The following is a 26,915-nucleotide window of genomic DNA, read 5'->3' as shown; positions in this document are numbered from 1 at the left end:
AACTCCCTCAAAAATGAAAGAACGTCATTTTTCCTGATGATGGTAGATTCCAATTTTAAAAAACGACTAAGGATGTGAGTTTGAAAAGGATGATAAAAGATTCTAGATTTCAAGGATATAATATAAAGGGTTTTCAAAAGGACGTAACGGCAGGATTGGTTGTAGGTGTTGTAGCCATTCCTTTAGGATTGGCTTTTGCAATTGCTTCAGGCGTCGAACCGATATATGGGTTATATACGACCATCATCGCTGGAATCCTCATATCGATTTTGGGTGGCTCCAAGTATCAAATTGGAGGACCAACCGGGGCGTTTGTTCCTTTATTATTTGGAATCGTTATGCAATACGGGTATGAAAGTCTGCTTATTGCCGGGTTTTTAGCGGGGATGATATTGGTCTTGATGGGTCTTCTTAAGTTGGGCAATTTGATGAAGTTCATTCCCCGTCCAGTCATCATTGGATTTACAACAGGAATTGCGATAATAATCTTTTCAGGGCAAATTGCCAACTTCTTTGGCATGAAAGTGGAAAAACATGAAGCGTTCATGGATAACATGAAGGAACTGGTGATTAAAGCAGACACGATCAATATATATAGTGTGATTGTTGCAATTATATGTTTTGTCGTCATACTGCTGGCACCTAGACTTCTGCCCCGAGTGCCGGGACCGCTTCTGGGTCTGCTAATATCAACAATGGCAGCCTACTTTTTATTTCCCGATAAGGTGGCTACGATTGGTTCCACGTATGGAGCGATTCCGAAAGGATTTCCGGAATTCCAAGTGCCGGAGCTATCAGTGGAAGTCATTATCACACTCCTTCCCGTTGCATTTACAATTGCCTTGTTAGGCGGTGTCGAGTCATTGTTATCCGCTACCGTGGCCGATAACATGGGGGGAACCAAGCATGATAGCAATAAGGAATTGGTTGGGCAAGGAATCGCGAACATCGCAACCCCATTCTTCGGCGGGATACCTGCAACAGGTGCTATTGCCAGGACAGCTACCAATATAAAAAGCGGGGCAGTCTCCCCGATGTCCGGAGTCATTCATGGTATCGTCGTTTTACTAGTGTTGCTGGTGCTTTCTCCATATGCAGCACATATACCTTTGGCTAGCATGGCGCCCATATTGATGTTTGTTGCCTGGAATATGAGTGAAAGAAAGGAATTCGCTCATGTATTGAAAACGAAGACGTCGGATTCTGCGGTTTTGCTGGTCACCTTCCTCGTCACTGTCTTCACTGATTTAATCATGGGAGTAGGAATCGGCTTATTGATTGCATTCATCACCTTCATTGCAAAAATGAGCCACACGTTAAAGGTTAGGGAAAGAAGTAATGAGATTACTGAGATTGTTCCAATTGATAATTCGGATTCAAAGATCAATGTATATAACTTGGAAGGTCCCCTCTTCTTTGGGTCGATAGACGTCCTGGAGTCATCGATATTGGAGAACTTGGATAATAAGACGAAAGTGTTGGTATTAAGCATGCGCCGGGTAACATATATGGACACTTCAGCAGAGGCTGCACTATTGGCTATTGTTAATCGCATCGGTAAATATAAGGGGAAATTAATCATTTCCGGAATACAGCAGCAACCAAAGGAATTGTTACTCAGCACAGGTTTGTATCATAAGATAGAAAAACAGCACTTTTTTAAATCGAAGGAAGATGCCCTGTATTTTGCCAAGAAGCAGTTGAAGGGCAATTCGGATAAAGTAGTCTAATAGATTCATCCTCGAAGTCACCTTTTAGGCTAGTTATGTTATAGTATCGTTAACAGTAGATTTTAAAAGAAGGTGACTATCTGGGTGAATGTATATCGGATTGGCCAGCTTGCTGAACTTGCGAATGTTTCGCGAAGAACCATTGACTATTACACACAATTAGGAATGCTGAACTATGAACAAACTGGATCAAGATATCGATATTACACAGAAGATGCTTTAAATCGTCTTCAAATGATTAATCGGTATAAGGAACAGAATATGCCGTTGACTGAAATCAAGGAACGGTTACAAGTCTTGTCTGAAACCACAGTTGAGTCCGAGCAAGTACTCTTGATGGTGGACAAGTTATCTACAGATCTTAAAGGCCTGGAGAATGAATTGCTTGAATTAAAGCCGTTACTGGAACAGCTCGATGAGCAGCAATTAACATATGCTGCACAACAGCTTTCCGTTCGGGGGAGCTCTTTATTGAGCATCATTGCCATGCTCACCTAAGCTAATTGCCGAGTTCAACAAAAAGGACCTGATTGGGTCTTTTTTTGTTGAACTGGCTATTTGAAAATCTATATCCAAACTCATAACCTGAGCTTTATACGATAGCAGTACTTTTTTTTGGCTGAATTGACTCTATAGATCTTTTTTCGATAAAGATGAAGGATATAAGGGAATGGAAAAAGAAGAACTTAAATATCTACTACTATATGAAGAGGTGAAAGGGAATGATTGGATCAATAGTTACGACGGTAAAAGGACATCTTCAAGGCACCATGGAAAACGATATATGCGTATGGCGTGGAGTCAGGTATGCGAAAGCTCCGATTGATGGTCTGCGTTTCCGCTCACCGGAACCAGTTGATAAGTGGAGCGGCGTCATGGATGCAGTGGATTTTGGTCCCGTTCCCCCGCAGCCGATGGATCGGGCGGTAAGAACAGGAATGGCTGGAAATGAAAAAATGGATGAGGATTGTTTGTTCCTGAATATTTGGTCACCTAGAGCTGATGATAAAAAACGCCCGGTCATGGTCTGGATTCCTGGAGGAGCATATATAACGGGAGCTGGATCCATTGATATGTACAATGGACATTTACTGGCTAAAAATGGGGATGTAGTCGTAGTGAGCATCAACTATAGGCTGGGGGCACTGGGATATCTGGATTTTACCGAGTTGGCAGGTGATGGGGAAATATTTGAAACCAATTTAGGTTTACGTGATCAAGTTGCGTCTCTTAAATGGGTTAAAGAGAATATAGAAGCGTTTGGCGGCGATCCTGATAATGTTACAATATTTGGTGAATCAGCGGGAGGCAATGCGGTTACGACTTTACTTACTGTTCCATCAGCGAGAGGTCTTTTTAAACAGGCCATTGCAGAAAGTCCCGCTCCGACATCTGTTTATGGAAAAGGATTTGCGCGCCAATTCAGTGAAAGGTTTCTTGAGATATTGGGCATTGGAAAGAATGAAATCCATCGGTTAAAAACACTTCCAGTTCAAGAGATTGTCGCGGCCTCCTACCAACTCTTACGGGAAAACTCACAAGCCATGCCAGGCTCACTATCATTTGGACCTGTCGTAGATGGTGACTTCCTGCCCGATTATCCACTAGATTCGATTCGATCCGGAAAAGCAAAGGGAATATCCTTGCTTATAGGAACAAATAGGGACGAAGCGACATTATTCGACCAGATGGATCCCCCATTAATCCCAACTAATGCGGCAATGATTCATAAAATGTTCGAAAATACAGATCCAGAGGCGAAAGGCCGAATTACGAATGCTTATATAAACTACCCAGAAAAGAAAGCTGTGCTTGGCATTGGCCGTGATGCGACTTTCCATATTCCCTCGGTTTGGTATGCGGAGGCATACAGCCGCTTTGAAAAAACTTGGATGTACCGTTTTGATTATAAAACGGCGGCAATGCGCATAAGTAAATTAGGGGCGACGCATGGTATGGAAATCCCTTTTGCCTTCCAGACTTTCGACTCGGCATTTGGAAAACGGATTACTTCATATGGTTCAAGGTCAGCTGCACTAAAGGTTTCCCATAGAATGCAGGAACATTGGGTCAACTTTGCGAAATATGGAAACCCCAATCCTCCGGAAGGTGAAATTTGGCCGAAATATGATGAAACCAACCACTACACCATGATATTTGATAAGAAGGATTATATTGAAAAAGATCCTGACAGAATGATAAGGTTGGCATGGGAAGGGGTAGGGATTTACAAGTGAAAAAAACTGGATGGGAGGAAAGCGGGGAGAACATGGATATCAATAATTTCATGTCGACGAAAGATTATGCGAAAACTTTGGATAAGGAAGATCCATTAGTTTCTTACAGAGAGGAGTTCTATTTGAACCAAGGGATGATTTATATGGATGGCAACTCATTGGGACTTTTATCGAAGCGGGCTGAGAAAAGTTTAATGAAGTCATTGGAAGATTGGAAAAGGTATGGAATAGACGGCTGGACGGAAGGGGCCGAGCCCTGGTTTTACTTTTCTGAGAGATTGGGTGAATTGAGTGCCCCATTGGTGGGGGCTTTAGAGGATGAAGTGATAATGGGAGGATCTACTACAGCTAATCTGCACCAGCTTGCGGCCACTTTTTTTGAACCGAGAGCTGGCAGGAATAAGATCCTGGCGGATGAACTAACATTTCCGAGTGATATCTATGCACTTCAAAGCCAACTCCAATTGCATGGGCTCGATCCCTCGGAACATTTAGTTCAGGTAAAAAGCCGAGATGGTAGATTTCTCGAAGAAGATGACATCATTGCAATGATGACCGAGGAAATCGCGTTGATTGTCCTTCCGACGGTTTTATATCGCAGCGGTCAGATACTTGATATGGAGAGGTTAACGATGGAAGCGCATGCGCGTGGAATCATGATAGGTTTCGATGCCTGTCATTCCGTGGGTGCTGTTCCGCATTGGTTTGACCACTGGGAAGTGGATTTCGCGTTTTGGTGTAATTATAAGCATTTGAATGGCGGGCCAGGTTGTGTAGCGGGGTTATATGTGAACCGTAAACATTTTGCAAGGCAGCCCGGGTTGGCTGGATGGTTCGGCTCTAGGAAAGATAAGCAGTTCGATATGGAACATACCTTTACCAAGGCAAATACGGCAGGTGCCTTCCAGATTGGAACTCCCCATATATTAAGCATGGCCCCCCTTTTAGGCTCGCTTGAAATGTTTGCGGAAGCGGGGATAGAACAAGTCCGGAAGAAATCCTTGAGGCTGACCCAATATCTTATGGATTTAATACAATCGGAGTTAACGGGATATGGATTTGAAATCGGGAGCCCAATTCATGAAGCAAAAAGGGGCGGACATATCATCCTTGAACATCCAGAAGCTGCAAGAATATGTAAAGCATTGAAACAAGAGGCCATCATCCCCGATTATCGTGAACCGAATATGATTCGCTTAGCACCAGTTGCCCTTTACACCTCTTTCCAGGAAGTCTATGAAACGGTACAGGTACTTAAAAAGATCATGGACGGCAGATTATATGAAAACTATGAAAATAAAAGGGGAATCATTGCCTAGAATGGGAGCAACATATGGAGAAAAATAAGCTGCATCGTGAATTATCATCGAGTCAAATCACAATGATTGCAATGGGGTGTGCGATTGGCACCGGATTATTTTTGGGGAGCGGCCTTGCAATTTCTACGGCAGGTCCAAGTGTACTCATCAGCTATGCAATTGGTGCATTCATTGTCCTTCTGCTGATGGGCTGTTTGGCGGAAATGACTGTAGCCCATCCAACTTCGGGATCTTTTGGAACCATTGCTGAAAAATATATAAGTCCATTTGCGGGTTTTGTTGTGAGATATTCATATTGGATAGCGAATGTCCTTGCCATAGGTGTTGAAGTGAGTGCCATCGCTGTTTATATGAAATATTGGTTCCCGGATGTACCTGGGAGCGTTTGGATCTTCCTTTTTGCTGCACTGCTAATCTATGTAAATGCGACGAGTGTCAATACATTCGGGAATTTTGAATATGTATTTTCCATGATCAAAATCAGTGCCATTGTCATTTTCATACTACTGGGCGCCTACGTGGTGATTGGCGCCGAACCTTCAAGCGGGATTGGTGTAGAGAACTTTGCCAAAGATGGCGGTTTTATGCCTTTCGGTTTTTGGGGGCTCTGGGTCGCCATATTCATTTCTCTCTTCAGCTTTTTAGGAACTGAGTTAATTGCCGTGACGGCGGGGGAAGCAAAGGATCCGGATATTGCCGTCCCTAAAGCATTGAAGGCGACTGTCTTCAGGCTTGCCACTTTTTATGTACTGACAATCGGGATCATGTTAATGATTGTTCCCTGGCAATCGGCCGGTATTGATAAAAGCCCATTTGTTAGGGTAATGGAAATCCTGAATGTTCCCGGGGCATCGGGGATCATGAATTTCATTATTTTAACCGCTGCAATATCTGCAATGAACAGTCAATTATATGCCTCCACCAGAATGATATTTTCATTATCCGAGCAGAAGCAGGCTCCAGCCCTATTTCAAAAAGTGAGCAATAAAGGAGTCCCTGTAAGAGCCCTTCTCATATCCACTTTGGGCATATTTCTTGCTGCAGGAGTAAAGGTCCTGCTTCCTGATACTTCATATGCATTCATGATGGGCATATCGATGTTTGGAGCCATTTTTACCTGGTTCATGGTGTTCATTTCCCACTTGTTTTTCAGAAAAAGGTGGGAGAAATCAGGTGGGCGCAAATTACCAGTTAAAATGTATGGATTTCCATATCTAACGATTCTTGGTGCATTTCTTTTGTTTGCTTTGACGGTATCCACCTGGTTCACTGGCCCGTTTAAAATTGTACTCCAGTTCGGTGTACCATGGCTGATCTTTCTTTGCATCGTATACGTATTGATGTCGAAAATCAAAAGAATGTAAAGGGAAAGAGGGATAGTATGGATAAGGGTCCAAGAGATGAACACCGTTTGGAAGAAAGTATGGTAACTGATTTTGAAAAAGATATGTCCTATGGGGACTACCTTCATTTAAACCAAATATTATCAAGTCAGCATCGGCTTTCCGGTCATCACGATGAAATGTTGTTCATCATCATTCACCAGACAAGTGAATTATGGATGAAATTGGTCCTCCATGAATTGACTGCAGCAACAGCTCTTATTGAGGCAGGACGATTGGAGCCTTCCTTTAAGATGCTATCCCGAGTGGCCAGGATCCAGCAGCAACTTGTTCAATCCTGGAATGTGCTTTCGACCTTGACGCCATCCGATTACATGGAATTCCGGGAGAAACTAGGAAACTCTTCAGGGTTTCAATCATTTCAGAACAGGTTGATAGAATTTGCAATGGGTCAAAAGAATTCACAAATATTGGCCGTTTTCCGTCATAAAACAGAGCTTTATGAGTCGATGATGGCAGCCTTGAATAAACCTAGTATTTATGATGCGGCCATAGGGGCTTTGGCTGCAAGAGGGCTTCCCATTGATCAATCGGTACGAAACAGGGATTGGTCTGTAATTTATCAGGAAAATGCAAGTGTTGAAAACGCGTGGCTGACAGTTTACCGTGATGTGCATAAATACTGGGATTTGTATGAGTTGGCCGAAAAGCTCGTTGATATTGGAAGTCAACAACAATTCTGGAGATTCAATCATATGAGCACCGTTGAACGGATCATCGGTAATAAAAAGGGAACTGGCGGATCGTCCGGTGTAAGTTATCTGAAGAAAGTGGTCGAACAGCCATTTTTTCCTGAGCTTTGGACATTAAGGACCAAACTGTAAGCTTGGACTTGCGGGAGAAATACATGAATCAACGGTTAGATATTTTCAGTGCCGAATGAAAATACAGCATATTGGCCAGGAGATACGCAATAATCATATCGGCTGAATTCATCATTGGCTGAAGGGGCAACTGTCAATGTAGGGGAAATCCGGATGAGTGGACATTAGGAACTCAAATTGATGCCCCCTTTCATTTTGATGGAAATGGGAAGAAATCATATTTATATATTGGCACTGCTACTGTAGTAAAGGTGGATGCAGCTGAAAGTATTGGCATTAAAGATTTTGAAGGTATCGAATTGACAGGGGACCGGCGGTTGTTGCTGGCAACAGGTCAATGGAAGGACTTCAGCCGTTTGCCTGAATGGATTCACCGGTTGAACCATATTTAGCCCCTTCCTTGCAAATAAAGGAATGGTTGGGCTCGATTTGCCTTCCGTTGACTGTCTCGTCAGCAAAAAGTTGCCTGCCCGCAATAAATTGTAAGGATGTGGGATTCATATCCTCGAAGGGCTGGTCCTTGACGGTCTGGAGCCTGGACTGTACGATTTGTCTGCATTGCCGCTTGCATTAGAAGCAGGGGACGGATGTCCGGTCAGGCCGTGTGAAAAAGAAAGGCAGATGGGGGGAGATAAGGATGGGCAAAATTGGAGTTTATGGATCTTCCTTCGATCCGGTCACGAATGTGCATTTATGGACAGCATCGACCATTGCGCATCGTGCTAAGCTAGACAAGGTGATTTTTTTGCCTTGTGCAAATGGCCGTATCGATAAACAGATGAAAACGAGCAATGAACATCGTTGGGAAATGCTAAATTTGGCAATAGGGGGCAATCCGCTATTCGAAGTTAGTGATTATGAAATCAATGAACGCGCCGGAACGAGTAAACAATATACCTGGTATACGATGGAATATTTTAAATCGCGATTTCCAAAGGACGAAGTTTATTTCATAATGGGTGCAGATTTACTTGAAGATATTGATAATCAAGATTTACCGGTACACTTACGATGGAAATTCAGGGAGAAATTGATTGCCAATCATAAATTCATCGTCATGGCAAGGGATGGGATCGATATGCTGAAAATCATATCCAAAAGTCCATTGCTAAGAAATTATGATGATGGGAATACATTTCACCTTATAGATAAAGGTCTTTCCATGGAAATCAGTTCTACATATATAAGGGATGAATTCGCGATGGGCGGGGAACCAAGATATTTACTGCCTGATCAGTGTTATCAGTATATCGTGGATAATAAGCTGTATCATAAAGCATCTAATTCATAAGTGCTCGCCAGGTATTAAAGGGCTCGTTCTCAGGAACGAGTCCTTTTCGTTTGGGAAGTTCTTTAACTTTCTATACGTAAATAAATTTATATAAAAGGACATGTAATACCTAGTTGACAACTATGTAAACTTTGTTTTATGGTAAGGATATACAAAAATCAGAATATTTGCTGATCAGAGAACTGAAGGCATACTATCTCCTAAATTAATGAATGAATGGAAATAGCATGCCTTTTTTGTTGTATAAAAAGGGGGAAGCTCATGAAAAAGTTGATGTTATTGACAAGTTTGATTTTATCCTTCGGTGTACTTGCTGGATGCAACTCGGAAAAAACGGAAGGGGAAGGGACATCAAAGTCAGTCGAGCTTTTGAATGTTTCATATGATCCGACACGGGAATTGTACCAGGAATTCAATGAAGCGTTCGTGAAGCATTGGAAAGAAGAATCCGGTCAGGATGTAACGATTCAACAATCACATGGCGGATCTGGTAAACAGGGCAGGGCCGTTATTGATGGATTGGAGGCGGATGTCGTTACATTGGCATTGGCTTATGATATTGATGCCATTTATGAAGCTAGTAACCTATTAGCGAAGGATTGGCAAAAACGTTTACCGGAAAACTCGACACCATACACATCAACGATTGTGTTTTTGGTGAAAAAAGATAACCCTAAAGGCATTAAAGATTGGGATGATCTTATTAAAAAGGATGTATCCGTCATAACACCAAATCCGAAGACAAGCGGGGGGGCAAGGTGGAATTATCTGGCTGCCTGGGCTTATGCGGAGAAGAATTTCGATAATGACGAAACAAAAGTGAAGGATTTCATGAAAAAACTTTATCAGAATGTTGAAGTCCTGGATTCAGGAGCCCGCGGTGCAACCACCACTTTTGTAGAAAGGGGAATTGGTGACGTACTTATCGCTTGGGAGAATGAAGCCTATTTAACACTGGAAGAATTCGGTGATGACAAATATGAAATCGTCAATCCTTCAATCAGTATATTAGCAGAGCCACCGGTAGCTGTTGTTGATGAAGTCGTCGAGAAAAAAGGAACAAAGGAAGTGGCTGAAGCTTACTTGAAATACCTATATACGGAGACCGGTCAGGAAATTGCCGCGAAAAACTTCTATCGTCCAAGGGATGAGAAGGTTCTAGCTGAATACGAAGACCAATTTGCAAAAATCGATATGGTGACTGTTGAAGATACATTTGGCGGTTGGAAAAAGGCCCAGGAAACACATTTTAATGATGGCGGTACATTTGACGAGATTTATCAACAGTAATAAGCATGAAGGGGGAGAGGGCTTTATCACCTTCTCCTTCATAAATCGGAAAAAGAGCTGAGGCGAAGCTATGAATATAGTGACAGAAGGTAAACAGACGAAAAAGAGGACCATACCCGGTTTTGGATTAACGATGGGTTTTACGTTGCTGTATCTCTCCATCATCGTTTTGATCCCGTTGTCCATGGTTTTTCTAAACACATTTTCAATGGGGCTTCACGACTTTTGGGCGACCATCACTGAGCCGAGGGTTGTTGCTTCGTATAAATTGAGTTTCATGACAGCGCTAACTGCGGCCTTTGTGAACGCAGTTTTTGGTGTGTTAATTGCCTGGGTGCTTACTCGTTATGAGTTTCCCGGCAAACGGATCATCGATGGACTGGTGGATTTGCCTTTTGCCCTCCCGACTGCCGTGGCAGGAATTACTTTGACCACCTTGTACTCACCGAACGGATGGATCGGGCAATTTTTCGGATTTAAAATCGCTTTCACTCCTGCCGGGATCATCATCGCCCTAATATTCATCGGTCTTCCATTCGTGGTGCGGATGGTCCAACCGGTGCTTGAAAATGTCGAAAAAGGGATGGAAGAAGCTTCTGCTTCTTTAGGGGCGAACCGAATGCAGACATTCATTAAAATTATCTTCCCGGAATTGATTCCAGCGATATTGACGGGTTTTGCACTTTCGTTTGCGAGGGCACTTGGAGAGTATGGATCCGTTGTCTTCATTGCCGGAAATATGCCGTTTAAAACAGAGATTTCCCCGCTGATCATCATGACAAAGCTTGAACAATATGATTATGAAGGGGCAACAGCTGTTGCGGCCGTCATGCTCATGATTACATTTATAATTTTGTTCACCATCAATATCTTGCAATGGTGGACCGGCAAAAGATATTCAGGGAAGTAGGAGGGGATATGATGGAACATGGTAATTCAGTGGTTGCTAAAACGAAGCACCCAGTCAGCATTACGAGAAACGCAACAAAAGAGCCTAAATCGATACAATGGGTCCTTATTTCCATTGTATTGCTATTTTTGACTTTGTTTTTAGTTGTCCCATTATTCGCAATCTTTGTAAAAGCTTTTGAAAAAGGTGCAGAAGCTTATTTTGCCGCCATTGCCGATCCTGATTCCTTGGCTGCGATTAAGTTAACATTGATCGTTGTCCTCATCACCTTGCCACTTAATGCCATATTCGGGGTTGTGGCTGCGTGGACCATAACAAAATATGATTTCAAGGGAAAAAACTTCTTAATAACACTGATAGATTTGCCTTTTTCCGTATCACCCGTCATTGCCGGGCTGATATTCGTCCTTCTGTTTGGCTTACATGGAACATTTGGTCCACTGCTGCAATCCTTTGACATTAAAGTGATTTTTTCAATACCAGGGATTGTCATCGCCTCCATTTTCATCACCTTCCCATTCATTGCACGCGAATTGATCCCGCTCATGCAAAGTCAGGGGACGTCTGAAGAAGAGGCTTCGCTCACGCTGGGTGCTGGAGGGTTTAAGACATTTTGGTATGTGACGCTTCCCAATATAAAATGGGGGCTACTATATGGAGTCATCCTTTGTAATGCAAGGACAATCGGGGAGTTTGGAGCTGTATCGGTCGTATCGGGCCATATTCGGGGCATGACAAACACGATGCCGCTTCATATTGAAATCTTATACAATGAATATCAATTTTCGGCTGCTTTTGCCGTGGCATCCCTGATGTCCATCTTTGCAATCATTACCTTGATCATTAAAAGTTTCATTGAATGGAAAACGGACTTTAAATCGACCAAAGCTAGTTAGGAGGAATGAAATGAGTATCATCATTGAAAATGTTACAAAATATTACGGGTCCTATCAAGCACTTCAAAACATCAATTTGGAGATAAAGAGCGGTGAACTCGTAGCCCTCCTCGGCCCTTCCGGATCGGGAAAAACGTCATTACTGCGTATCATCGCCGGTCTTGAACAAGCAGAAAACGGGAAGATTCTCTTTAATGAAGAGAATTATACGCATAAACATGTAAAAGATCGAAATGTGGGTTTCGTCTTTCAGCATTATGCCCTTTTTCGTAATATGACGATTTTTGATAATATCGCCTATGGATTAAAGGTCCGCCCTAGAAAATTAAGGCCCAGTAAAAACGTTATTGAACAAAAGGTCACCGAATTGCTTCAGCTTGTCAAGTTGGAAGGATATAAAGATCGTTATCCATCCCAATTATCAGGCGGCCAGCGCCAGCGTGTCGCATTGGCAAGGGCACTTGCGGTTGAACCGAATATCCTTTTGCTTGATGAACCATTCGGGGCATTGGATGCCAAGGTTCGCAAAGAACTTCGGCGTTGGCTAAGAAGGCTTCACGATGAATTCAATGTTACAAGTGTGTTCGTGACGCATGATCAAGAAGAGGCGATGGATGTTGCCGATCGGGTCGTAATCATGAATGAAGGGAAAATTGAACAGATTGGAACTCCGGAAGAAGTATATGATCACCCTGAAAATCCCTTTGTTTATGATTTTCTTGGCAGTGTCAATTTATTGAAGGGCAACGTCCATAAAGGGAAATTGGTAACTGGGAATGTGGAAATGAATGCCCCGGACATTGAAGATGGAATGGGCACTGGTTATGTAAGGAATCATAACTTTATCATAGAAAGAGAACCATCGGAAAGGGACTCGATTGCATCCATCATTGACCATATCCATACAATTGGCCCCATCGTCCGGATTGAAGTCATTCGTCAGGATACAAACGAACCGCTGGAAATCGAACTGACGAAAGAACAATATTTGAATCTGGGAATAAGCAAAGGGGAAAGGGTATATGTCCGTCCAAAAGAATTGAGAGTTTTTGTCGATTTTATGGCTGGGATTTAAGAATGGGTCGAATATTGACGGAAAAACCGCTTAGAGCGGTTTTTTTGTTTTTTTAATGGTGCTGACAGCAGGATTTTCCTGTACGAAAGGTAAATATGCTTCAAATTGTTGCAAAAGGGCTTCCGTGCATTAGGGAATGGTGAGTTTTTACCCGTCAATAGTCTATGGTCACATGGAGCTAAACACTAGATAAAAAGTCTTGCATCAAAATTAGAAGAACTTTATGTAAGATATTGGATGTTTTATCACGAGAAAAAGTCGAATTTTTATGGTTAATGTTAAAATTGAAATATAATTGTAATATTGTTATTACGCATTTGACAAAATCTGATGATATACTACGACTTAGATGAAAACATAGTAGAGTTTAAGAAATGTATTTAATATAATCACAACCTTGAAGATTACATAAAGAGTAAAAAAAATAGAGAAGAGTTCCCAGCAATTTATTTTGACTAATCATTTTTCATAGAGAAAAAGAAGTGGGTCGATGGAAATGCAAGGGGAGGAAAGCAGGGGAAATGAGTTTGAAGAAAAAACTTATCGTATTGAACACGACAATTATGCTTGGCTTAGGAAGCGCTTTTGCCATACCATCTGTAAAAGCTGAATCCATCTCGGATATTCAATCACAACGCACTGGAATACAATCAGATATTTCAGAGGCAGAACAAGTTATTCAGGAATTAAAAAAAGAACAAACGAAGATGAATGCCCAAATTGCCCAGATAGAATCGGCAATGAAAGAAAATGACCAAAAAATCAAAGATACTAAACAAGAAATTAAAGACACCGAAAAAGACATAGATTCTTTAAAGAAAGAAATTAAAGCTTTGGAAGAAAGAATCGCAAAACGCGAGGAAGTCTTGAAAGAGCGCGCGCGTTCTTTCCAAGAGAGCGGCGGGGATGTTGAGTACCTCGAAGTTGTTTTAGGTTCTAAAAGCTTTGGTGAATTCGTTAATCGTGTTGGAGCGGTAGCCACTATCGTGGAAGCTGACCAACAGATTCTTAGCGAACAGGAAGCGGATAAAGCTGACTTAGAAAAAAAACAAGCGACTGTTGAGAAAAAATTGCAAAGCCTAAAGGATATGGAAGTAGAGCTTAAAGGCATGCAATCTCAAATTAAAGATCAAAAAGCTGAAACTGTCAATATGAAGGCTAAGATTGAAGAGAAAGAATCGGAAACAGAGGCCGTAAAACAAGCTTTAGAGAATAAAGATGCCGGTTTAGAAGCACAAATTGCCTCCATCCGTGAAAATATCAAAAAAGAGGAAGAGCGTAAAGCATCAGAAAAAGCAGATCTTGACCGTGCTGCTGAAGAAGTGAATTCTTCAAAGGCTTCTAGTGAAGGATCATCAAGTTCTTCTAGTAAAGAATCATCAAGTTCTTCTAAAGCTGAATCGTCAGCATCTAGTTCGTCTAAAGGTGAATCATCATCAAATTCATCTGAAAACAGTTCTGCTGATAAACCTGCAGCAGCTAGTAAGCCTGCAGCCAGTAAAACTGAAACATCAAGCAAGCCTAGCAGTGCAAATACAGGCTCTGCAATTACAGCAGGTTATAAATATATCGGTAACTCCACATATAAATTTGGTGGCGGTAGAACGGCATCCGATATCGCTAACGGTCTTTTCGATTGTTCAGGATTCGTTGCATGGGCTTATAAACAAGCTGGTGTGAACCTTCCAGCCAGTACGGATGCATTGAAAAGTGCAGGACGTCAAGTATCTAGTAGTCAAAAACAACCTGGAGATTTAGTGTTCTTCAATACCTACAAAACTGATGGTCATGTCGGTATTTATGTCGGCGGCGGCAAATTTATCGGTTCCCAAAGTTCAACAGGTGTTGCGATCGCCAATATGGCAAGCGGATATTGGGCAGATAAATTCAACGGCCGTGTCGTTCGTGTAAACTAATCGTTCTTTAAGTAAGCAGGGGGAAAAATGCCCCTGCTTATTTTTTTTTAAAAAAAATCGAAAAAAAATGAAACTTATTTTGAAATTAAACGTAAATACTATAAGATTAAACAAGGATAGGTGATGTGGACTTTCAGTAATCTGGGTATAGATATAATGAAACAACATTCCATACTATTAAACGGAGGCAAAAAACATGATGAAAAAATTAATGGCTGCATTACTTACGATTACACTAGCATTCTCGCCAGTCGGCACTTATGTATTCCAAGACCATACGGAGTCAGTCGATGCAAGGGGTTACAAGTCCGGAAAAAGAAGCTTTAACAGCAACAACAATAATAATTCGAATTTCCAAAATAAACAAACGAAGAAATCCGATGCTACTACTGCCAATAAAGCCAAGACTGGAAACACATTCGCAAAAGGCGGCTTAATGAAAGGACTTATGCTAGGTGGACTGGCAGGTTTGCTTTTTGGTAGCCTATTCGCTAATATGGGAATGCTTGGTTCTATACTTGGTCTATTAATCAACGTGTTAGCGGTCGTTGTATTGATCGTTGTAATCCGTAAAATATTCACATATTTCAAAGATAAGAAGAAGAAAGAGGATACAAACCCATGGAGAGGCTAAAGATTTCCGAACAAGATATCATTAATGCGGTTTGTGTTTACATTGCCCGTAAAAAGCAGGTACAACCCAATGAGGTAGAAGTGGAGTTAATGTATGATGATGATTATGGCTTTTCGGCGGAAGCGTTCGTCGATGGCCGGAAACAAGTGTTAATTACCATCAACTTGATAGAAGCGCTTCGCTTATGGCTGGATGAATATATGAATAAAGATCCATACTCGGGTATTGAACTTGTATTGGATGATGAAGAAGGCATAGTGGCTTTAGTAAGTGAAAGTAATAGATAAGTAAAAAAGGATGCCGTAAACGGCATCCTTTTTATATTTAATATGGCACAATTCGATTCTTTGCGGAGGAAAAGGATAAAAGAGATAGAAAAGTAGTGAAGCGAACAAAGTAAAATCCAGATTACCAACACTTATTTCAGACTCTGAAATATATATTTTCCATTTGTTGCAAAAAATGGTCCGTGGAAGTAGGATGGATATATGTTCAAGTCAAAGGAGGAGAAAAAGTGAAAGGTTATATTGAAGATATCACTTTTTTAAATGAAAAGGCCATAAAGTTCGGCAATGAAAAAGTGGAAGCGATACTTGCGCCATCTTTAGGAAGCAATCTGCTTTCGTTGAAGTACAAGCATAAGGATATTGAGCTGCTGCGCACTCCGGAAAGTGTGGAAGAGTATAATAAAGCCCCCATTTTGTATGGAATGCCAATCCTGTTTCCTCCTAATCGAATTGAAGATGGTCAATTTACATATAAGGGGACTGAGTATAAGTTTCCAATCAATGAAATGAAAAAATCCAATCATATTCATGGTTTTTTGCATGACAAGCCGTGGCAGGTCTGCAAAAAGGAGGTGAACGGGAATGCAATCATCATTAATACTGAATTTTCAAGCAGCGATTTTGATCTAAAAGGTAGCTTTCCGCAAGATATCACTGTGAATATGTCTTTCTCTTTAAAGGCAGAAATATTGGAAATACAATTGGAAATCACCAACAAGGGCATTGAACCCTTTCCGTGGGGAGCAGGTTATCACACTGTATTCAATTTTCCATTTGGACCAGGGAGTAAATTGGAGGATTGCAGAATATCTCTTCCTGTCAATAAACATTGGGAATTGAATGAAAGGTCATTGCCCACTGGTGCAATTCATGAAACGGCCAATCCATTGGAAATTCAAAACGGTATTAGCTTGGATGGCAGGCTATTTGATGACCTATTTGGCTATGATGAGGAAAGAGCGCTGGAGAACGAGTGCATACTCACTGACCAAGAAGCTGGCGTACAGGTCATCTATCATGGCGATCAACATTTTAAGTTTTGGGTATTGTTCAACCAGGAAGGGTTCGTCTGTCCTGAACCATATACATGGGTAACGAATGCCCCTAATTTGGATTTGTCTGCAAAAATGACTGGATTGAGGGAGTTATGCTCAGGGGAAACGGTTCAGCTGAAAACTACATTGATTATGAAAGATATATAAAAAAACACCTTGGCACTTATGGATGCCAAGGTGTTTAAGGTTATGCTTTTTTTCTCATCCATAGTGGGTATAGGACGATTCCGAATACATATAAGGCTATGCCAAGTATGAATGTATTCATATCAGCCGTACCGGTCTTGATGACCCAGATCGAGTAAATTAACGCCAGGATGGTGATGATGCCATCACGTACCCTTGAGCCTTTCATGATGTCATAGGTTTCCCCCGTCATGACTAATTTCAATTGATACAGAACCGAAGCAAGATACGGGATCAAGTAAGCGAGTGTAGCGACGATCATCGAGAATTTATAAGCTTCCAAGATCGTACCCGAAATAGTGGAGAATAAGAATATCTGTGTCATGATATTTGTTATTGTCATAGAACGGACGGGTGTGCCATTTTTGTTCGCTTTTGCAAAATAGGCAGGAAACAGATCCGATTTTGCTGCCTGGTATGGAACCTCTGATGCAACGACAATCCATCCGATTGTAGATCCCAATAAGGAAATGACGGCAAGAGCAGCCATTAAATACGTGCCGCTTGAACCAACTACTGCTTGAAGTGCGTCAACAAGCGGTTTTTGTGATATTTTCAAATCGTCTTGTGATATGGCACCCATCGTCAATAAAGTAATGCCGATATAAATGGCAACAGCGATAAGTAAACCAAGAATCGTCGCTTTCTTTACATCATTTTGTGACTTGGCCCGGTTTGAAAGCATGACGGCCGCTTCAATACCGATGAAGGCCCATAATGTTGATATTGCAGCAGCATTCACTTGATCACCTAAAGAGACAGCAGATCCCGCCTTATCATAAAATTCAGCTCCGTTCCCTAGATTGGAAGTATCGAAGATGAATATTGTGATAATGATGAAAAATAAGAATCCAAGCACTTTGGTCACCGTAGCAAAAAGATTCATTTTCCCAGCACTGTTAAAACTTCTTACCAAGATTGCCTGAATCCCCCACAGGGCAACGGAACATACCGCAAACGTTAATGCTTTACCTAGTTCAAGTTGAAACGAACCAGCTGTATAAATCACTTTCGCACTATGCATCACCGGGAAAAACGTTGATAGGTAACCAGCAAATGAAATGATGACAGAAGCTGTCGCAGCCCAATTCGCAGCCCAATAGCCCCAAGCCATGCTATACCCAGAAACCCTTCCTTTAGAAGGGGATTTAAATAATGATTGAGCATAACTTTGCGGTCCAGCCTTCAAATCCGGTTTCCGGACTGCCAGGTTCCCAAACACCAAAGCTATTAGAAAAACTCCCAGTCCAGTAACGATCCATGCCAATGTGGCCCCTAATGGACTGGATACCTGTGCTAATTGAGCAGGGAGCATGAAAATTCCGCCGCCGACCATATTCCCAATAACGAATGTGGTCAAAATCAATAAACCCCATTTTTTATTTACCATTTATATCGAACCTTTCTTAAATACAGTGTGTGTTTATACCGACAACTTATACTAAAATAGTATATCTCAAATAGTTTAGTTTGGTAAAGTGGTAAATAAGTAAAATGTAAAACGCAGACTAATCAGAAAATTATAATTCATATTGACAAAACAAAGAAATTGGATTATATTAGTAAATACCAAGTTAATTGGTAAGAATAATGCGGTTTTGTTTTGAATCGTATTTTTCTATAATGTATGCAACTCCCGAATATTGCCGATTAGTCAACTAAAGGCACCCTTACATCTAATTCTGTTAGATGGTGGGTGCCTTTTATTTTTTATAGTGAGGGGAGGGGAATGTGGAGTTCCTATTAACTGGTTATTCTTATATGGAAATTAATGATGAGGATATGATAGGTAAACCAAGTTCCTCAAGAAAACATGGAAAGCGGGAAGCATACGTTTGCTTTTCGTGCGAACGCTTTAAACATTTGGCATGAAACGAAGCTTTATTACCAGTAGTAAAGGGGAGATATTATGGAAAAGAAAGAAGAATTGAAAATCAGGCATATCATTTCAAGCTTGTAAGATTTGCAATATGGATCCGTGATAATAACCATACATGATGGTGAAATCACACAGGTGGATACAACCGAGAAGAAACGATTCCCATTAGTGAAGGGCAGGGCAATTAAATCTAGATGAATAATAGTTATTAACGGAGCTTTCGATATGAAGGCTCTTTTTTATGCAAAAAATTATTCAATTGGAATTTAGAAGAAGATTGTACTGCTTTTAACATGGTAGAATAAGTTAGGGAATAAGGGTGTTTTTTATAGGGGTTTAAATGATATCTAAGGAGGAACGGGGAATAGATGACCTTACAAACTATAGAACATGATATCTTGGCATTAATTGAATCATTTAAAGGGAAAATCGCATATAAAATTGAAAATGGTCATGGGGACATGATTGGATACCGCGAGAATGAATCTTTTCAATCAGCGAGTCTTATCAAAATACCGATGATCATCGAAGGTTATCGTCAAAGTGAACAAAAGAAAATCTATTTGAATCAACCAGTGACCATCCCGCCTAATGAAGTGACAGGAGGATCTGGAGTCCTGCATGTCCTATCGAATAAGGTATTTTTAACTGTAGAGGATTTATTGACATTGATGATAACTGTTTCTGACAATACATCCACAAATATGATGATGAACCTGCTGGGATTTGAGGAAATTAATCAATGCATCAAGCAACTCGGGTTGAAAAATACTATCCTTGAACGAAAAATGCAGGATTTTAAGGCATTAAAAGAAGGGCTCGACAATACCATATCGGCGGAAGATACGATTACCTGCTTGAAAGCGATACATACAGGAAACTTTTTAACGAAAGAAAGCCAGGAAAAAATATTGCGTGTATTTGACAATCAGCAACTAAGGGATAAACTTCCATCACTGATGGGCAAAGGGGTCAAAGTCGCCAGCAAAACGGGCGGAATTCGTGGAGTTTCCCATGATTGTGCAATCATTCGTTCAGAAACACAAACTGTTTATGCTGCAGTTCTTACTGAAGGTATGAAATCAGAGGAAGAAAGCCGTCAAGTAATCAGTAAAATTGGAAAATTGATATATGATGATATTGTCGCAGAATAAAATGTCGTTTGAATATTTTTGGAAGAGCGGGAAGTCTTTTATGATTTCGCGCTCTTCGATCTTGGCCAAAGAGGAGCCGGTGGGGAATAATGTTAAATGAAAGGAAAATGAAGCGGGGAAAAACCTTGAAAAGGGCGATGAAATTAGTGGTAATGAGTGTTGTTATATTACTGGGGTATTTTGGTTTTTTACACATGAAAATTCAAGAAAGCATTCACCAGCAAGTTCCGGAAAATGCCGATTACCTCATTATTCTTGGAGCAAGGGTCAAAGGTTCGGTTCCATCATTATCCTTACAATACCGGATTGATAAAGCTGCAGAATATTTAACGGCCAATAAACATACAGTGGTCATTGTATCTGGCGGCAAAGGACCGGGGGAAGACATTTCGGAAGCGAAAGCAATGCAGCAGGGGCTAATCGCCCAGGGAATTGAAGAAGCGCGCATCATGATGGAAGACAAATCTACAACAACTCACGAAAATATTGTATTCTCAAAAGAACTCATTCCTGATACAGCAGCTTCAGGGTTGATCGTAAGCAATGACTTTCATATCTACCGGGCAGTTGAAATAGCAAGAAAAGAAGGCTTGGACATGAAGGGAATGCCGGCTAAAACACCAAAAGTGTCACTGGTGAAATCATATTCCCGTGAATATCTTGCCATTACCAAATACTATTTGACAGAGTTGATTGAGAGATAACATCCAGTGGCTATAGATGGGGAGGTTGCTTTCTTTATTCAACTTCCACGACAACATTAGGAACTTCCCAAAAATCTTTCTCTTGATACAGTTCTTTAAGTGTCTTAAAAACGGGAAAACCCGTATAGGAAATCTCGACTTGTTCATCAGCATCCACTTCTACCACATCTATATCATCAACAAAACCAAGTTGATCATTGCTTTCCATTAAATAAAATCCGAGTGCCTCATACCCGCTATAGGCTACAATAACCTTACTGTCAAAACCGCTATTGGATACCTTGTAATATTTCATTGATTGACCTCCTTGTTGATCATTCTTGGTACTGTTTCTTATTACTCTGATATACCCATTAATTGATATCTGAATCATTAAATTGGATAAATAAAGGAGATGGGAAGGCAAAAGGAATGTGAAGCCTGACTTTATAAATATCACTGCATAATTTGCTATCTTCATCAATTCATGTTAATCTAATAAAGAATTGTTTTTGATTGTGGAAGAGGATAGTAATTATTTTCCAAATGATTAAAAATAGTAATACAATGTGTGTTATGCACTAGGAGGCAACAACAATGGAACAAGGTACAGTTAAATGGTTTAATGCAGAAAAAGGTTTTGGATTTATCGAACGTGAAAACGGAGACGACGTATTCGTACATTTCTCAGCTATCCAAAGCGAAGGCTTCAAATCTTTAGACGAAGGTCAAAAAGTAACTTTCGACGTTGAGCAAGGTGCTCGTGGAGCTCAAGCTGCTAACGTTCAAAAAGCTTAATTTTCAAATTAAATCGTAACCGATATGAACAGACTTCCTCGATGGGAGTCTGTTTTTTATTGTGCTAAGAAATGAAAACGAAAAAAATCCCACTCTGAAATGAGTAGGGTTTTAGTGACTTGTCATTAAGCTTTTTTTAATTCTTCTTCAAAGAAAAAAGTAGTTGGATGTTCTTTGACAGTATAAGAATATCTCTTCATATTCTTTACATATGCCCATTTATTAATGGTTACTGATTCATTAGTATCCTGAATGGTTACTGTTTCACCAGTATTATACTTATTGCTTCTCAATTTAGCCACCCTCTTTATTAATAGTATAACATATTTGCGAATGAAAGATGTGTTCAAGACATTCCAATGGTATATTAGGTTAAAAAATCAGGCTATGTATACGGAACTAGCCCAATTATTTTGGCTGTACAAGCTAAAAGCCTGATGGTGATTTTAACTGTGCATAAAAACAGCCACATGTTCCTAAGGAATCACGTGGCTATAATCAGTAAGTTTTCAAAAATGTCAGTTATTTAAAACGCCCAGTCCCCATTACGGAAGACAGGTTCCGAAGTGCCGTCCTGTTTGATGCCGTCGATGTTGAGTGAAAACGTTGATATATAAGGGTTTTGTGGATTTTGAAAGAAAGGATAAAAATGGATAATGGCTAGAAAAAACGCTTTTTTGTGACCACTGCGTGACCAGAGAAAGAATATTTAAAATTCATCCTAAACAGTAAATTTAGTTCCTTACAATAAACCTTCCTAATTACAAAGGCAGGCTTAATTGTATCCTAAAAACAATTAGGACTGGTTAAGGGTAAGAAGGATGAATTTGTGTTTTTACATGAGAATGAGGTTAATTACCATGAGGAAAGAAAAAAGGTTGAAGTAGAAAATGCAGAGAAGGAAGAAGAAAATCTCCTTAAACCAAGAGTGAATAAATTGAAATCTAAATTTGGCGGTCAAACCAAAAATACAGAACCAACTAGAAGCGATTACGTTTATGATGAAGATTATTATGCTTTGTATTTTGACAGGTTATATGCCCGACGAATCAAGGAACTTCAAGAATTTTATGGACATAACTTTCAAAAATGGTTACCTCTCATCAACAGGCAAAAAATTATGTATTGGAACTTATCAACTTTGAAGAGAAAACACTTGATGAACTTATTGATATATACCATTTTCTTTGTGATAAGGAAACAAAAGAACTTTCCAAGAAAATTAGGTGATTATGTCTACCGTCTTCATATCGCCTTAATAGGCTTATTCAGTTGGTTACAGTGTAATAAATGTCTAAGATAAACTTATTCATTTATTACACTTTAATTTTTTATGTCAAAGATAAAAGATGATTTTAGTAATATAGATAATCGTTATTTTCATATTTTTCTCAATTTTTGGTAAAAATAGATTACTTATACACTTAAAGATAGTTATAAAATTTATATGTAACCATTTTTAAAAAAAGAGGAGTGAATTTTATGAGAAGACTTATGAGGAATAGCGTATTATTAAGCACCATTCTTGTTTTTCTGATTCCAATTAGTGCAAATGCTTATAATACATTTAAAGGGCATAAAATGTCTTCAGGAATTGGAAACTATGGTAAAAGTACAAAGTTTTATTGGGTGGATTCATCTGCAAGTACTTACTCTACAAAAATAGCAAATTCATTTGACAGGTGGATATATTCTTCCAAATATGCAGGAATATTAACCCCAACATCTTATAGAAAGACAACAACAAAGAGTGCTAGTACAATTGATCTTTATCGCGTAAACTCTCTTTCAAATCTTGGAAAAGGTGTTGCAGGAGTAACTTATTTTTATGTTAACCAAACAAAGGTTCTTCCGCAAAATCAAAACTGGTACTGGTCAAAGATCCAATTAGCCAAAGATGTACTAACTAGCTATCCCAAATACCAACAAGTAACTATTAGTCATGAAATTGGGCATGCTTTTGGTTTAGCTCATACGAATAATCAGCTGATGCATCCAAACGTAAATGCTGCCTATGATTTAGGAATTCAATATCCTAGGAAAGATGAGTATAACGGCATAAACTATCTTTATTAATAGGAGTGAAGGAAAATGAAGAAGAAATTTGTATTTTTTTGTTTGTTATCATTTTTCGCTTTAACAGCGTGTAGTAGTACAAATGATGAATCTCAAAATAAGGAACAAGATGAATCTAAACTTACAGCTGAAAACGATAAACCAAGAGATTCTACTAAAGAAGAAGTTGTTACAGATAGTGAAGAAGCTTCTGTGGATATGGATAACGTAACCGTTGCAGATGCTCAACTTTCTTTTATTTACAGTTATGATGATGTAGAACATTTAATGAGAGATTCAGGACTTTCCGTTGAAGGGGAAGTTGTAGCCACTGAAAACTACGTACTTATGGATGAAGAAGTTGGATTTGGTAGTCCATTTACAAAGCTAACTTTTAAAGTTAACCAAGTTTTAAGTGGTGACTCAAGTTTAGAAGGAAAAGAAATAACAATATTAGAAGGAGGTGGGTATATTACAGCTGAGCAAGATGGTATGAAAGATAAATTTCCAGATTTAACAGAAGAGGAATTAAAGGAAACATCTTTTGTATTATATAATGGGCATAGACCGTCTAAAAAAGGTGATATATTGGTTGCCTTTCTAGCGAAAGGTAGCTCTGAAACTGGATTTAAATATTACTCATTTACGGGAGCATATCAATCTAAATTTGAATATAATGAAAATAGTAAAAAATATGTGAGACCATCTGAGAATTATGATGAATGGGTAACGGGAGTGAAAACAAGAGCGGAAAGGAGTGATATTGAAGAACTCATACAAATAGAAGAAGATATTAATGCTGAGGTGACTAAATTAGTAGAAGAAGCAGAATAAACATAATATTGCTTATAGAGAAATTTACTTGATGAACAATGGTTCCATATCAATCCCAGACTAGGTCATTTTAGAATACAAAAAATTGAACCTTTGATAGTCCAAAGATATATTTATGATTTGGTAGAAGAAACTGCTTTAAGTCCTAATACGATTAAGAAAATTATTGATATGTTGAAGGTTGTTTTTAGAAAGGCTGTTAGTTTAAAGCTAGTAAATGAAAATCCAGTTTTGAATGTGACATTGCCTAAGAGGAATAATCTTGAAATGACCGCTTGGGATACTGAACAGGTGGAATACTTCATACAGCACTCTAAAAAGCATCGGTTTTATACGGTCTTTTTAATTGCTCTATAACGGGTATGAGAAAAGGTGAAATAACTGGATTGCGTTGGAAGGATATTGATTTTGAACAAAAAATCATTTATATCAGACAAATCTATGATATAAACGCGAAGCAGTTCAAAGTTGGGGCTAAAACGAGTGCTGGTGTCCGTTCGATTCATATCCCTGACGTGTTGATAGAACAACTGAAAAAGGAGAGATTCGTTGTTGTTGGACATAAGTTGAAGCAAGGTCAAAGCTTCAATGATTATGATTTAGTGGTTTGTACACGCTACGGTAATCCGCTCGATTCTGCAACTCTTTCCAAACGACTTAAAGCCCAATCGATAAAGCTAGGGTTACCTACAATCCGCTTTCATGATTTAAGACATACACATGTAACGATGCTAATTAAACAAAATGGGAATGTAAAGGTCATTTCGGAAAGGTTGGGACATACATCCATTCAAATTACTTTAGACAAGTATAGCCACGTGCCTCCTAGTATGCAGAAACACGTGGCTGATGAACTTGATAATTTGTTTAAAGTAAAAGAAATGTGACCAATTTTGTGACCGCTCAAGGTTTTAGCCCTTCAAAACCCCTCTATATCAACACTTTAATTAAAACGCCCAATCCCCATTACGGAAGACAGGTTCCGAAGTGCCGTCCTGTTTGATGCCGTCGATGTTCATTTTCTCTGATCCAATCATGAAATCGACATGTGTAAGGCTTTCATTCAGTCCGTTTTCTGCAAGCTCTTCTGGACTCATGTTTTTTCCGCCTTCAATACAGAAAGCATAGGAGCTGCCGATAGCGAGATGGTTTGATGCATTTTCATCGAATAATGTGTTGAAGAATAAAACATTCGATTGGGAAATCGGCGAGTTGAATGGAACAAGTGCCACTTCTCCAAGATAGTGTGAACCTTCATCCGTTTCAACCAATTGTTTTAGAATTTCTTCCCCTTCTTCCGCTTTTACTTCAATGATCCGTCCTTCCTTAAAGGTCACGGAAAAATTATTAATGATGTTGCCGCCGTAACTAAGGGGTTTCGTGCTGGAAACCGTACCGTTAACACCCGTTTTCAATGGAACCGTAAACACTTCTTCGGTAGGCATGTTAGCCATGAATTCATGACCCTGTACGTTGACGCTTCCTGCTCCGACCCATAGGTGTTTGTCGGGTAACTCGATAGTCAGGTCGGTTCCAGGAGCCGTGTAATGCAATTTTTGGTAATGCTTGTCATTTAGATAATCAACCTTTTCATGCAGGGTATCATCGTGTTTTTTCCAGGCCTCCACAGGATCCTTCACATCAACACGAACTGCTTTGAAAATGGCTTCCCATAGCAGATCAATACGTTTTCCTTCTGCCTCTTCAGGGAATACTTTATCAGCCCAAGCCTTTGAAGGGACGGCAACGATGGACCAGCTTACTTTATCGGATTGCATATACTGACGCCACTTCTTCAGTGCAGTCCCGGATGCTTTTTGGAAGTTAGCAATCCTTTCTGGCTTTACACCTTTTAATAAGTCAGGGCTGGAGGAGATGACGGATAGATAGGCAGCTCCATTTTCTGCAAGTTCGATCGTTTCTTCCGCTCGCCACTTTGGATACTCGTGGAAGACCTCATCCGGAGCCAGTTCATATTTGGTACGTGAAACGATATCGTCATTCCAATTAACGATGACATTACGCGCACCGTTCTCATAAGCCTTTTTTACAATGAGACGCACAAGGTCAGCACCCTCTAATGTCGTGTTTACGACGAGGGTTTGATCTTGTTGGATGTTTACGCCGACTTTTACGGCAAGTTCTGCATATTTTTCTAAATTCGTTTGAAAATCACTCATCATTTCAAAACTCCTTTTCCATTTTCTACATTTATAATTGTACTTAATTGTCATATAAAAAAGAAACTTTTTACATCGTCTGAGAAAAATTATCGTTAAGAGGCGAAGGAGGTCATTATAACCGGCAAGGAGCTGAAATCAGTTAAGGTTCATTCACTTTAGCACAAACCCCGGCATCATTATCGGATGAACCCAGCTCGAGCAGTCTATCTTGCATTCTACCAAAATAATAGAAGGAAAGACTATTGAAAAGGTTTGAATAGTTAAATAATTTAATTA

29 protein-coding genes are annotated in these 26,915 nt (G+C 39.9%); 24 read left to right on the top strand and 5 right to left on the bottom strand.

Annotated elements, in window-relative coordinates:
• Positions 1-89: 89 nt before the first annotated feature.
• From BW986_RS08540 to kynA, 6 genes are all read left to right on the top strand, one after another.
• Entirely contained in the window at positions 90-1,730 is a 1,641-nt protein-coding gene (locus BW986_RS08540; protein WP_076367947.1) for a SulP family inorganic anion transporter, read from the top strand.
• Between the two features lie 84 nt (positions 1,731-1,814).
• Entirely contained in the window at positions 1,815-2,228 is a 414-nt protein-coding gene (locus BW986_RS08535; protein ID WP_179086030.1) for a MerR family transcriptional regulator, read from the top strand.
• Positions 2,229-2,452: 224 nt separating this feature from the next.
• Positions 2,453-3,967, top strand: coding sequence for a carboxylesterase/lipase family protein (locus tag BW986_RS08530; RefSeq protein WP_076367003.1), 1,515 nt, complete (start codon positions 2,453-2,455; stop codon positions 3,965-3,967).
• Between the two features lie 32 nt (positions 3,968-3,999).
• Positions 4,000-5,286 (top strand): kynureninase, encoded by a 1,287-nt coding sequence (kynU, locus tag BW986_RS08525; protein WP_076367945.1) that lies wholly within the window; start codon positions 4,000-4,002, stop codon positions 5,284-5,286.
• Positions 5,287-5,300: 14 nt separating this feature from the next.
• Complete coding sequence (locus tag BW986_RS08520) at positions 5,301-6,650, top strand: amino acid permease (protein WP_076367001.1); 1,350 nt, start codon at positions 5,301-5,303, stop codon at positions 6,648-6,650.
• Positions 6,651-6,667: 17 nt separating this feature from the next.
• Entirely contained in the window at positions 6,668-7,513 is an 846-nt protein-coding gene (kynA, locus tag BW986_RS08515) for a tryptophan 2,3-dioxygenase (protein WP_076366999.1), read from the top strand.
• A gap of 221 nt (positions 7,514-7,734) precedes the next feature.
• On the opposite strand, the gene BW986_RS31090 is transcribed toward kynA, so the two are convergent.
• The gene (locus BW986_RS31090) at positions 7,735-7,971 is read right to left on the bottom strand and encodes a hypothetical protein (RefSeq protein WP_179086029.1); all 237 of its coding nucleotides are present in this window, start codon (positions 7,969-7,971) and stop codon (positions 7,735-7,737) included.
• Between the two features lie 179 nt (positions 7,972-8,150).
• Between BW986_RS31090 and nadD the strand changes: the two genes are divergently transcribed.
• The 9 genes from nadD to BW986_RS08470 all read left to right on the top strand — a co-directional run bounded on the left by nadD (position 8,151) and on the right by BW986_RS08470 (position 17,014).
• Positions 8,151-8,804 (top strand): nicotinate (nicotinamide) nucleotide adenylyltransferase, encoded by a 654-nt coding sequence (nadD, locus tag BW986_RS08510; protein ID WP_076366997.1) that lies wholly within the window; start codon positions 8,151-8,153, stop codon positions 8,802-8,804.
• A gap of 261 nt (positions 8,805-9,065) precedes the next feature.
• Positions 9,066-10,094, top strand: coding sequence for a sulfate ABC transporter substrate-binding protein (locus BW986_RS08505; protein ID WP_081395549.1), 1,029 nt, complete (start codon positions 9,066-9,068; stop codon positions 10,092-10,094).
• A gap of 70 nt (positions 10,095-10,164) precedes the next feature.
• Positions 10,165-11,004, top strand: coding sequence for a sulfate ABC transporter permease subunit CysT (gene cysT, locus BW986_RS08500; protein WP_076366993.1), 840 nt, complete (start codon positions 10,165-10,167; stop codon positions 11,002-11,004).
• Positions 11,005-11,015: 11 nt separating this feature from the next.
• Positions 11,016-11,900, top strand: coding sequence for a sulfate ABC transporter permease subunit CysW (gene cysW, locus BW986_RS08495; RefSeq protein WP_142244573.1), 885 nt, complete (start codon positions 11,016-11,018; stop codon positions 11,898-11,900).
• Between the two features lie 10 nt (positions 11,901-11,910).
• Positions 11,911-12,975 carry a sulfate/molybdate ABC transporter ATP-binding protein gene (locus tag BW986_RS08490; protein WP_076366989.1) on the top strand — a complete coding sequence of 355 codons (1,065 nt, stop codon included), beginning with the start codon at positions 11,911-11,913 and terminating at the stop codon, positions 12,973-12,975.
• Between the two features lie 521 nt (positions 12,976-13,496).
• A complete protein-coding gene (locus tag BW986_RS08485) occupies positions 13,497-14,891 on the top strand; it encodes a C40 family peptidase (RefSeq protein ID WP_311316534.1) in 1,395 nt (464 codons plus the stop codon).
• A gap of 199 nt (positions 14,892-15,090) precedes the next feature.
• Positions 15,091-15,525 (top strand): hypothetical protein, encoded by a 435-nt coding sequence (locus BW986_RS08480; RefSeq protein ID WP_076367941.1) that lies wholly within the window; start codon positions 15,091-15,093, stop codon positions 15,523-15,525.
• On the top strand, positions 15,513-15,812 hold the full coding sequence (locus BW986_RS08475) for a YxcD family protein (protein WP_076366987.1): 300 nt from the start codon (positions 15,513-15,515) through the stop codon (positions 15,810-15,812). Before BW986_RS08480 ends, BW986_RS08475 begins: the two co-directional genes overlap by 13 nt.
• Before the next feature lie 227 nt (positions 15,813-16,039).
• Positions 16,040-17,014: an aldose 1-epimerase gene (locus tag BW986_RS08470; protein ID WP_076366985.1), complete on the top strand. Its 975-nt coding sequence runs from the start codon at positions 16,040-16,042 to the stop codon at positions 17,012-17,014.
• Between the two features lie 40 nt (positions 17,015-17,054).
• Here the strand turns inward: BW986_RS08470 and BW986_RS08465 are convergent, their stop codons facing one another.
• Positions 17,055-18,443 (bottom strand): amino acid permease, encoded by a 1,389-nt coding sequence (locus BW986_RS08465; protein ID WP_076366983.1) that lies wholly within the window; start codon positions 18,441-18,443, stop codon positions 17,055-17,057.
• 573 nt (positions 18,444-19,016) lie between these two features.
• Between BW986_RS08465 and BW986_RS08460 the strand changes: the two genes are divergently transcribed.
• The 3 genes from BW986_RS08460 to BW986_RS08450 all read left to right on the top strand — a co-directional run bounded on the left by BW986_RS08460 (position 19,017) and on the right by BW986_RS08450 (position 20,790).
• Positions 19,017-19,130, top strand: coding sequence for a YezD family protein (locus BW986_RS08460; protein ID WP_260320798.1), 114 nt, complete (start codon positions 19,017-19,019; stop codon positions 19,128-19,130).
• Positions 19,131-19,300: 170 nt separating this feature from the next.
• Positions 19,301-20,086: a serine hydrolase gene (locus BW986_RS08455; RefSeq protein WP_076366981.1), complete on the top strand. Its 786-nt coding sequence runs from the start codon at positions 19,301-19,303 to the stop codon at positions 20,084-20,086.
• Between the two features lie 89 nt (positions 20,087-20,175).
• Positions 20,176-20,790 carry a YdcF family protein gene (locus BW986_RS08450; RefSeq protein WP_076366979.1) on the top strand — a complete coding sequence of 205 codons (615 nt, stop codon included), beginning with the start codon at positions 20,176-20,178 and terminating at the stop codon, positions 20,788-20,790.
• A gap of 34 nt (positions 20,791-20,824) precedes the next feature.
• Here the strand turns inward: BW986_RS08450 and BW986_RS08445 are convergent, their stop codons facing one another.
• Positions 20,825-21,085, bottom strand: a complete 261-nt coding sequence (locus tag BW986_RS08445; protein ID WP_076366977.1) for a hypothetical protein — start codon at positions 21,083-21,085, stop codon at positions 20,825-20,827.
• Between the two features lie 281 nt (positions 21,086-21,366).
• On the opposite strand from BW986_RS08445, the gene cspC reads away from it, so the two are divergent.
• The gene (gene cspC / locus BW986_RS08440; protein ID WP_010331195.1) at positions 21,367-21,567 is read left to right on the top strand and encodes a cold shock protein CspC; all 201 of its coding nucleotides are present in this window, start codon (positions 21,367-21,369) and stop codon (positions 21,565-21,567) included.
• A gap of 125 nt (positions 21,568-21,692) precedes the next feature.
• On the opposite strand, the gene BW986_RS30095 is transcribed toward cspC, so the two are convergent.
• Positions 21,693-21,860: a hypothetical protein gene (locus BW986_RS30095; protein ID WP_179086028.1), complete on the bottom strand. Its 168-nt coding sequence runs from the start codon at positions 21,858-21,860 to the stop codon at positions 21,693-21,695.
• 536 nt (positions 21,861-22,396) lie between these two features.
• Here BW986_RS30095 and BW986_RS08435 point away from each other — a divergent pair.
• From BW986_RS08435 to BW986_RS30615, 5 genes are all read left to right on the top strand, one after another.
• Complete coding sequence (locus BW986_RS08435) at positions 22,397-22,870, top strand: hypothetical protein (protein WP_076366975.1); 474 nt, start codon at positions 22,397-22,399, stop codon at positions 22,868-22,870.
• 179 nt (positions 22,871-23,049) lie between these two features.
• Positions 23,050-23,643 carry a matrixin family metalloprotease gene (locus BW986_RS08430; protein ID WP_076366973.1) on the top strand — a complete coding sequence of 198 codons (594 nt, stop codon included), beginning with the start codon at positions 23,050-23,052 and terminating at the stop codon, positions 23,641-23,643.
• Between the two features lie 15 nt (positions 23,644-23,658).
• Positions 23,659-24,456, top strand: coding sequence for a hypothetical protein (locus BW986_RS08425; protein ID WP_076366971.1), 798 nt, complete (start codon positions 23,659-23,661; stop codon positions 24,454-24,456).
• Between the two features lie 120 nt (positions 24,457-24,576).
• Positions 24,577-24,813, top strand: a complete 237-nt coding sequence (locus BW986_RS30620) for a hypothetical protein (RefSeq protein ID WP_260320797.1) — start codon at positions 24,577-24,579, stop codon at positions 24,811-24,813.
• Positions 24,814-24,842: 29 nt separating this feature from the next.
• Positions 24,843-25,343, top strand: a complete 501-nt coding sequence (locus tag BW986_RS30615; RefSeq protein ID WP_260320796.1) for a site-specific integrase — start codon at positions 24,843-24,845, stop codon at positions 25,341-25,343.
• A 60-nt stretch (positions 25,344-25,403) separates the two neighbouring features.
• Here BW986_RS30615 and BW986_RS08415 read toward each other — a convergent pair whose 3' ends face one another.
• Positions 25,404-26,636 (bottom strand): aminopeptidase, encoded by a 1,233-nt coding sequence (locus BW986_RS08415; RefSeq protein WP_076366969.1) that lies wholly within the window; start codon positions 26,634-26,636, stop codon positions 25,404-25,406.
• Between the last annotated feature and the right edge of the window lie 279 nt (positions 26,637-26,915).

The organism is Peribacillus simplex (assembly GCF_900156045.1).
Lineage (GTDB): Bacteria > Bacillota > Bacilli > Bacillales > DSM-1321 > Peribacillus > Peribacillus simplex_D.
Note: the sequence above shows the minus strand (reverse complement) of the source record. Positions and strands in the feature narration are given on the sequence as shown.

Bases quoted from the DNA above. Each gene is read 5' to 3' on its own strand.
- BW986_RS08540 (WP_076367947.1), top strand. From the start codon at position 90: ATGATAAAAGATTCTAGATTTCAAGGATATAATATAAAGGGTTTTCAA.
- BW986_RS08530 (WP_076367003.1), top strand. From the start codon at position 2,453: ATGATTGGATCAATAGTTACGACGGTAAAAGGACATCTTCAAGGCACC.
- kynU (WP_076367945.1), top strand. From the start codon at position 4,000: ATGGATATCAATAATTTCATGTCGACGAAAGATTATGCGAAAACTTTG.
- BW986_RS08520 (WP_076367001.1), top strand. From the start codon at position 5,301: ATGGAGAAAAATAAGCTGCATCGTGAATTATCATCGAGTCAAATCACA.
- kynA (WP_076366999.1), top strand. From the start codon at position 6,668: ATGGATAAGGGTCCAAGAGATGAACACCGTTTGGAAGAAAGTATGGTA.
- nadD (WP_076366997.1), top strand. From the start codon at position 8,151: ATGGGCAAAATTGGAGTTTATGGATCTTCCTTCGATCCGGTCACGAAT.
- BW986_RS08505 (WP_081395549.1), top strand. From the start codon at position 9,066: ATGAAAAAGTTGATGTTATTGACAAGTTTGATTTTATCCTTCGGTGTA.
- cysT (WP_076366993.1), top strand. From the start codon at position 10,165: ATGAATATAGTGACAGAAGGTAAACAGACGAAAAAGAGGACCATACCC.
- cysW (WP_142244573.1), top strand. From the start codon at position 11,016: ATGGAACATGGTAATTCAGTGGTTGCTAAAACGAAGCACCCAGTCAGC.
- BW986_RS08490 (WP_076366989.1), top strand. From the start codon at position 11,911: ATGAGTATCATCATTGAAAATGTTACAAAATATTACGGGTCCTATCAA.
- BW986_RS08485 (WP_311316534.1), top strand. From the start codon at position 13,497: ATGAGTTTGAAGAAAAAACTTATCGTATTGAACACGACAATTATGCTT.
- BW986_RS08480 (WP_076367941.1), top strand. From the start codon at position 15,091: ATGAAAAAATTAATGGCTGCATTACTTACGATTACACTAGCATTCTCG.
- BW986_RS08475 (WP_076366987.1), top strand. From the start codon at position 15,513: ATGGAGAGGCTAAAGATTTCCGAACAAGATATCATTAATGCGGTTTGT.
- BW986_RS08465 (WP_076366983.1), bottom strand. From the start codon at position 18,443: ATGGTAAATAAAAAATGGGGTTTATTGATTTTGACCACATTCGTTATT.
- BW986_RS08455 (WP_076366981.1), top strand. From the start codon at position 19,301: ATGACCTTACAAACTATAGAACATGATATCTTGGCATTAATTGAATCA.
- BW986_RS08450 (WP_076366979.1), top strand. From the start codon at position 20,176: ATGTTAAATGAAAGGAAAATGAAGCGGGGAAAAACCTTGAAAAGGGCG.
- BW986_RS08445 (WP_076366977.1), bottom strand. From the start codon at position 21,085: ATGAAATATTACAAGGTATCCAATAGCGGTTTTGACAGTAAGGTTATT.
- cspC (WP_010331195.1), top strand. From the start codon at position 21,367: ATGGAACAAGGTACAGTTAAATGGTTTAATGCAGAAAAAGGTTTTGGA.
- BW986_RS08430 (WP_076366973.1), top strand. From the start codon at position 23,050: ATGAGAAGACTTATGAGGAATAGCGTATTATTAAGCACCATTCTTGTT.
- BW986_RS08425 (WP_076366971.1), top strand. From the start codon at position 23,659: ATGAAGAAGAAATTTGTATTTTTTTGTTTGTTATCATTTTTCGCTTTA.
- BW986_RS08415 (WP_076366969.1), bottom strand. From the start codon at position 26,636: ATGAGTGATTTTCAAACGAATTTAGAAAAATATGCAGAACTTGCCGTA.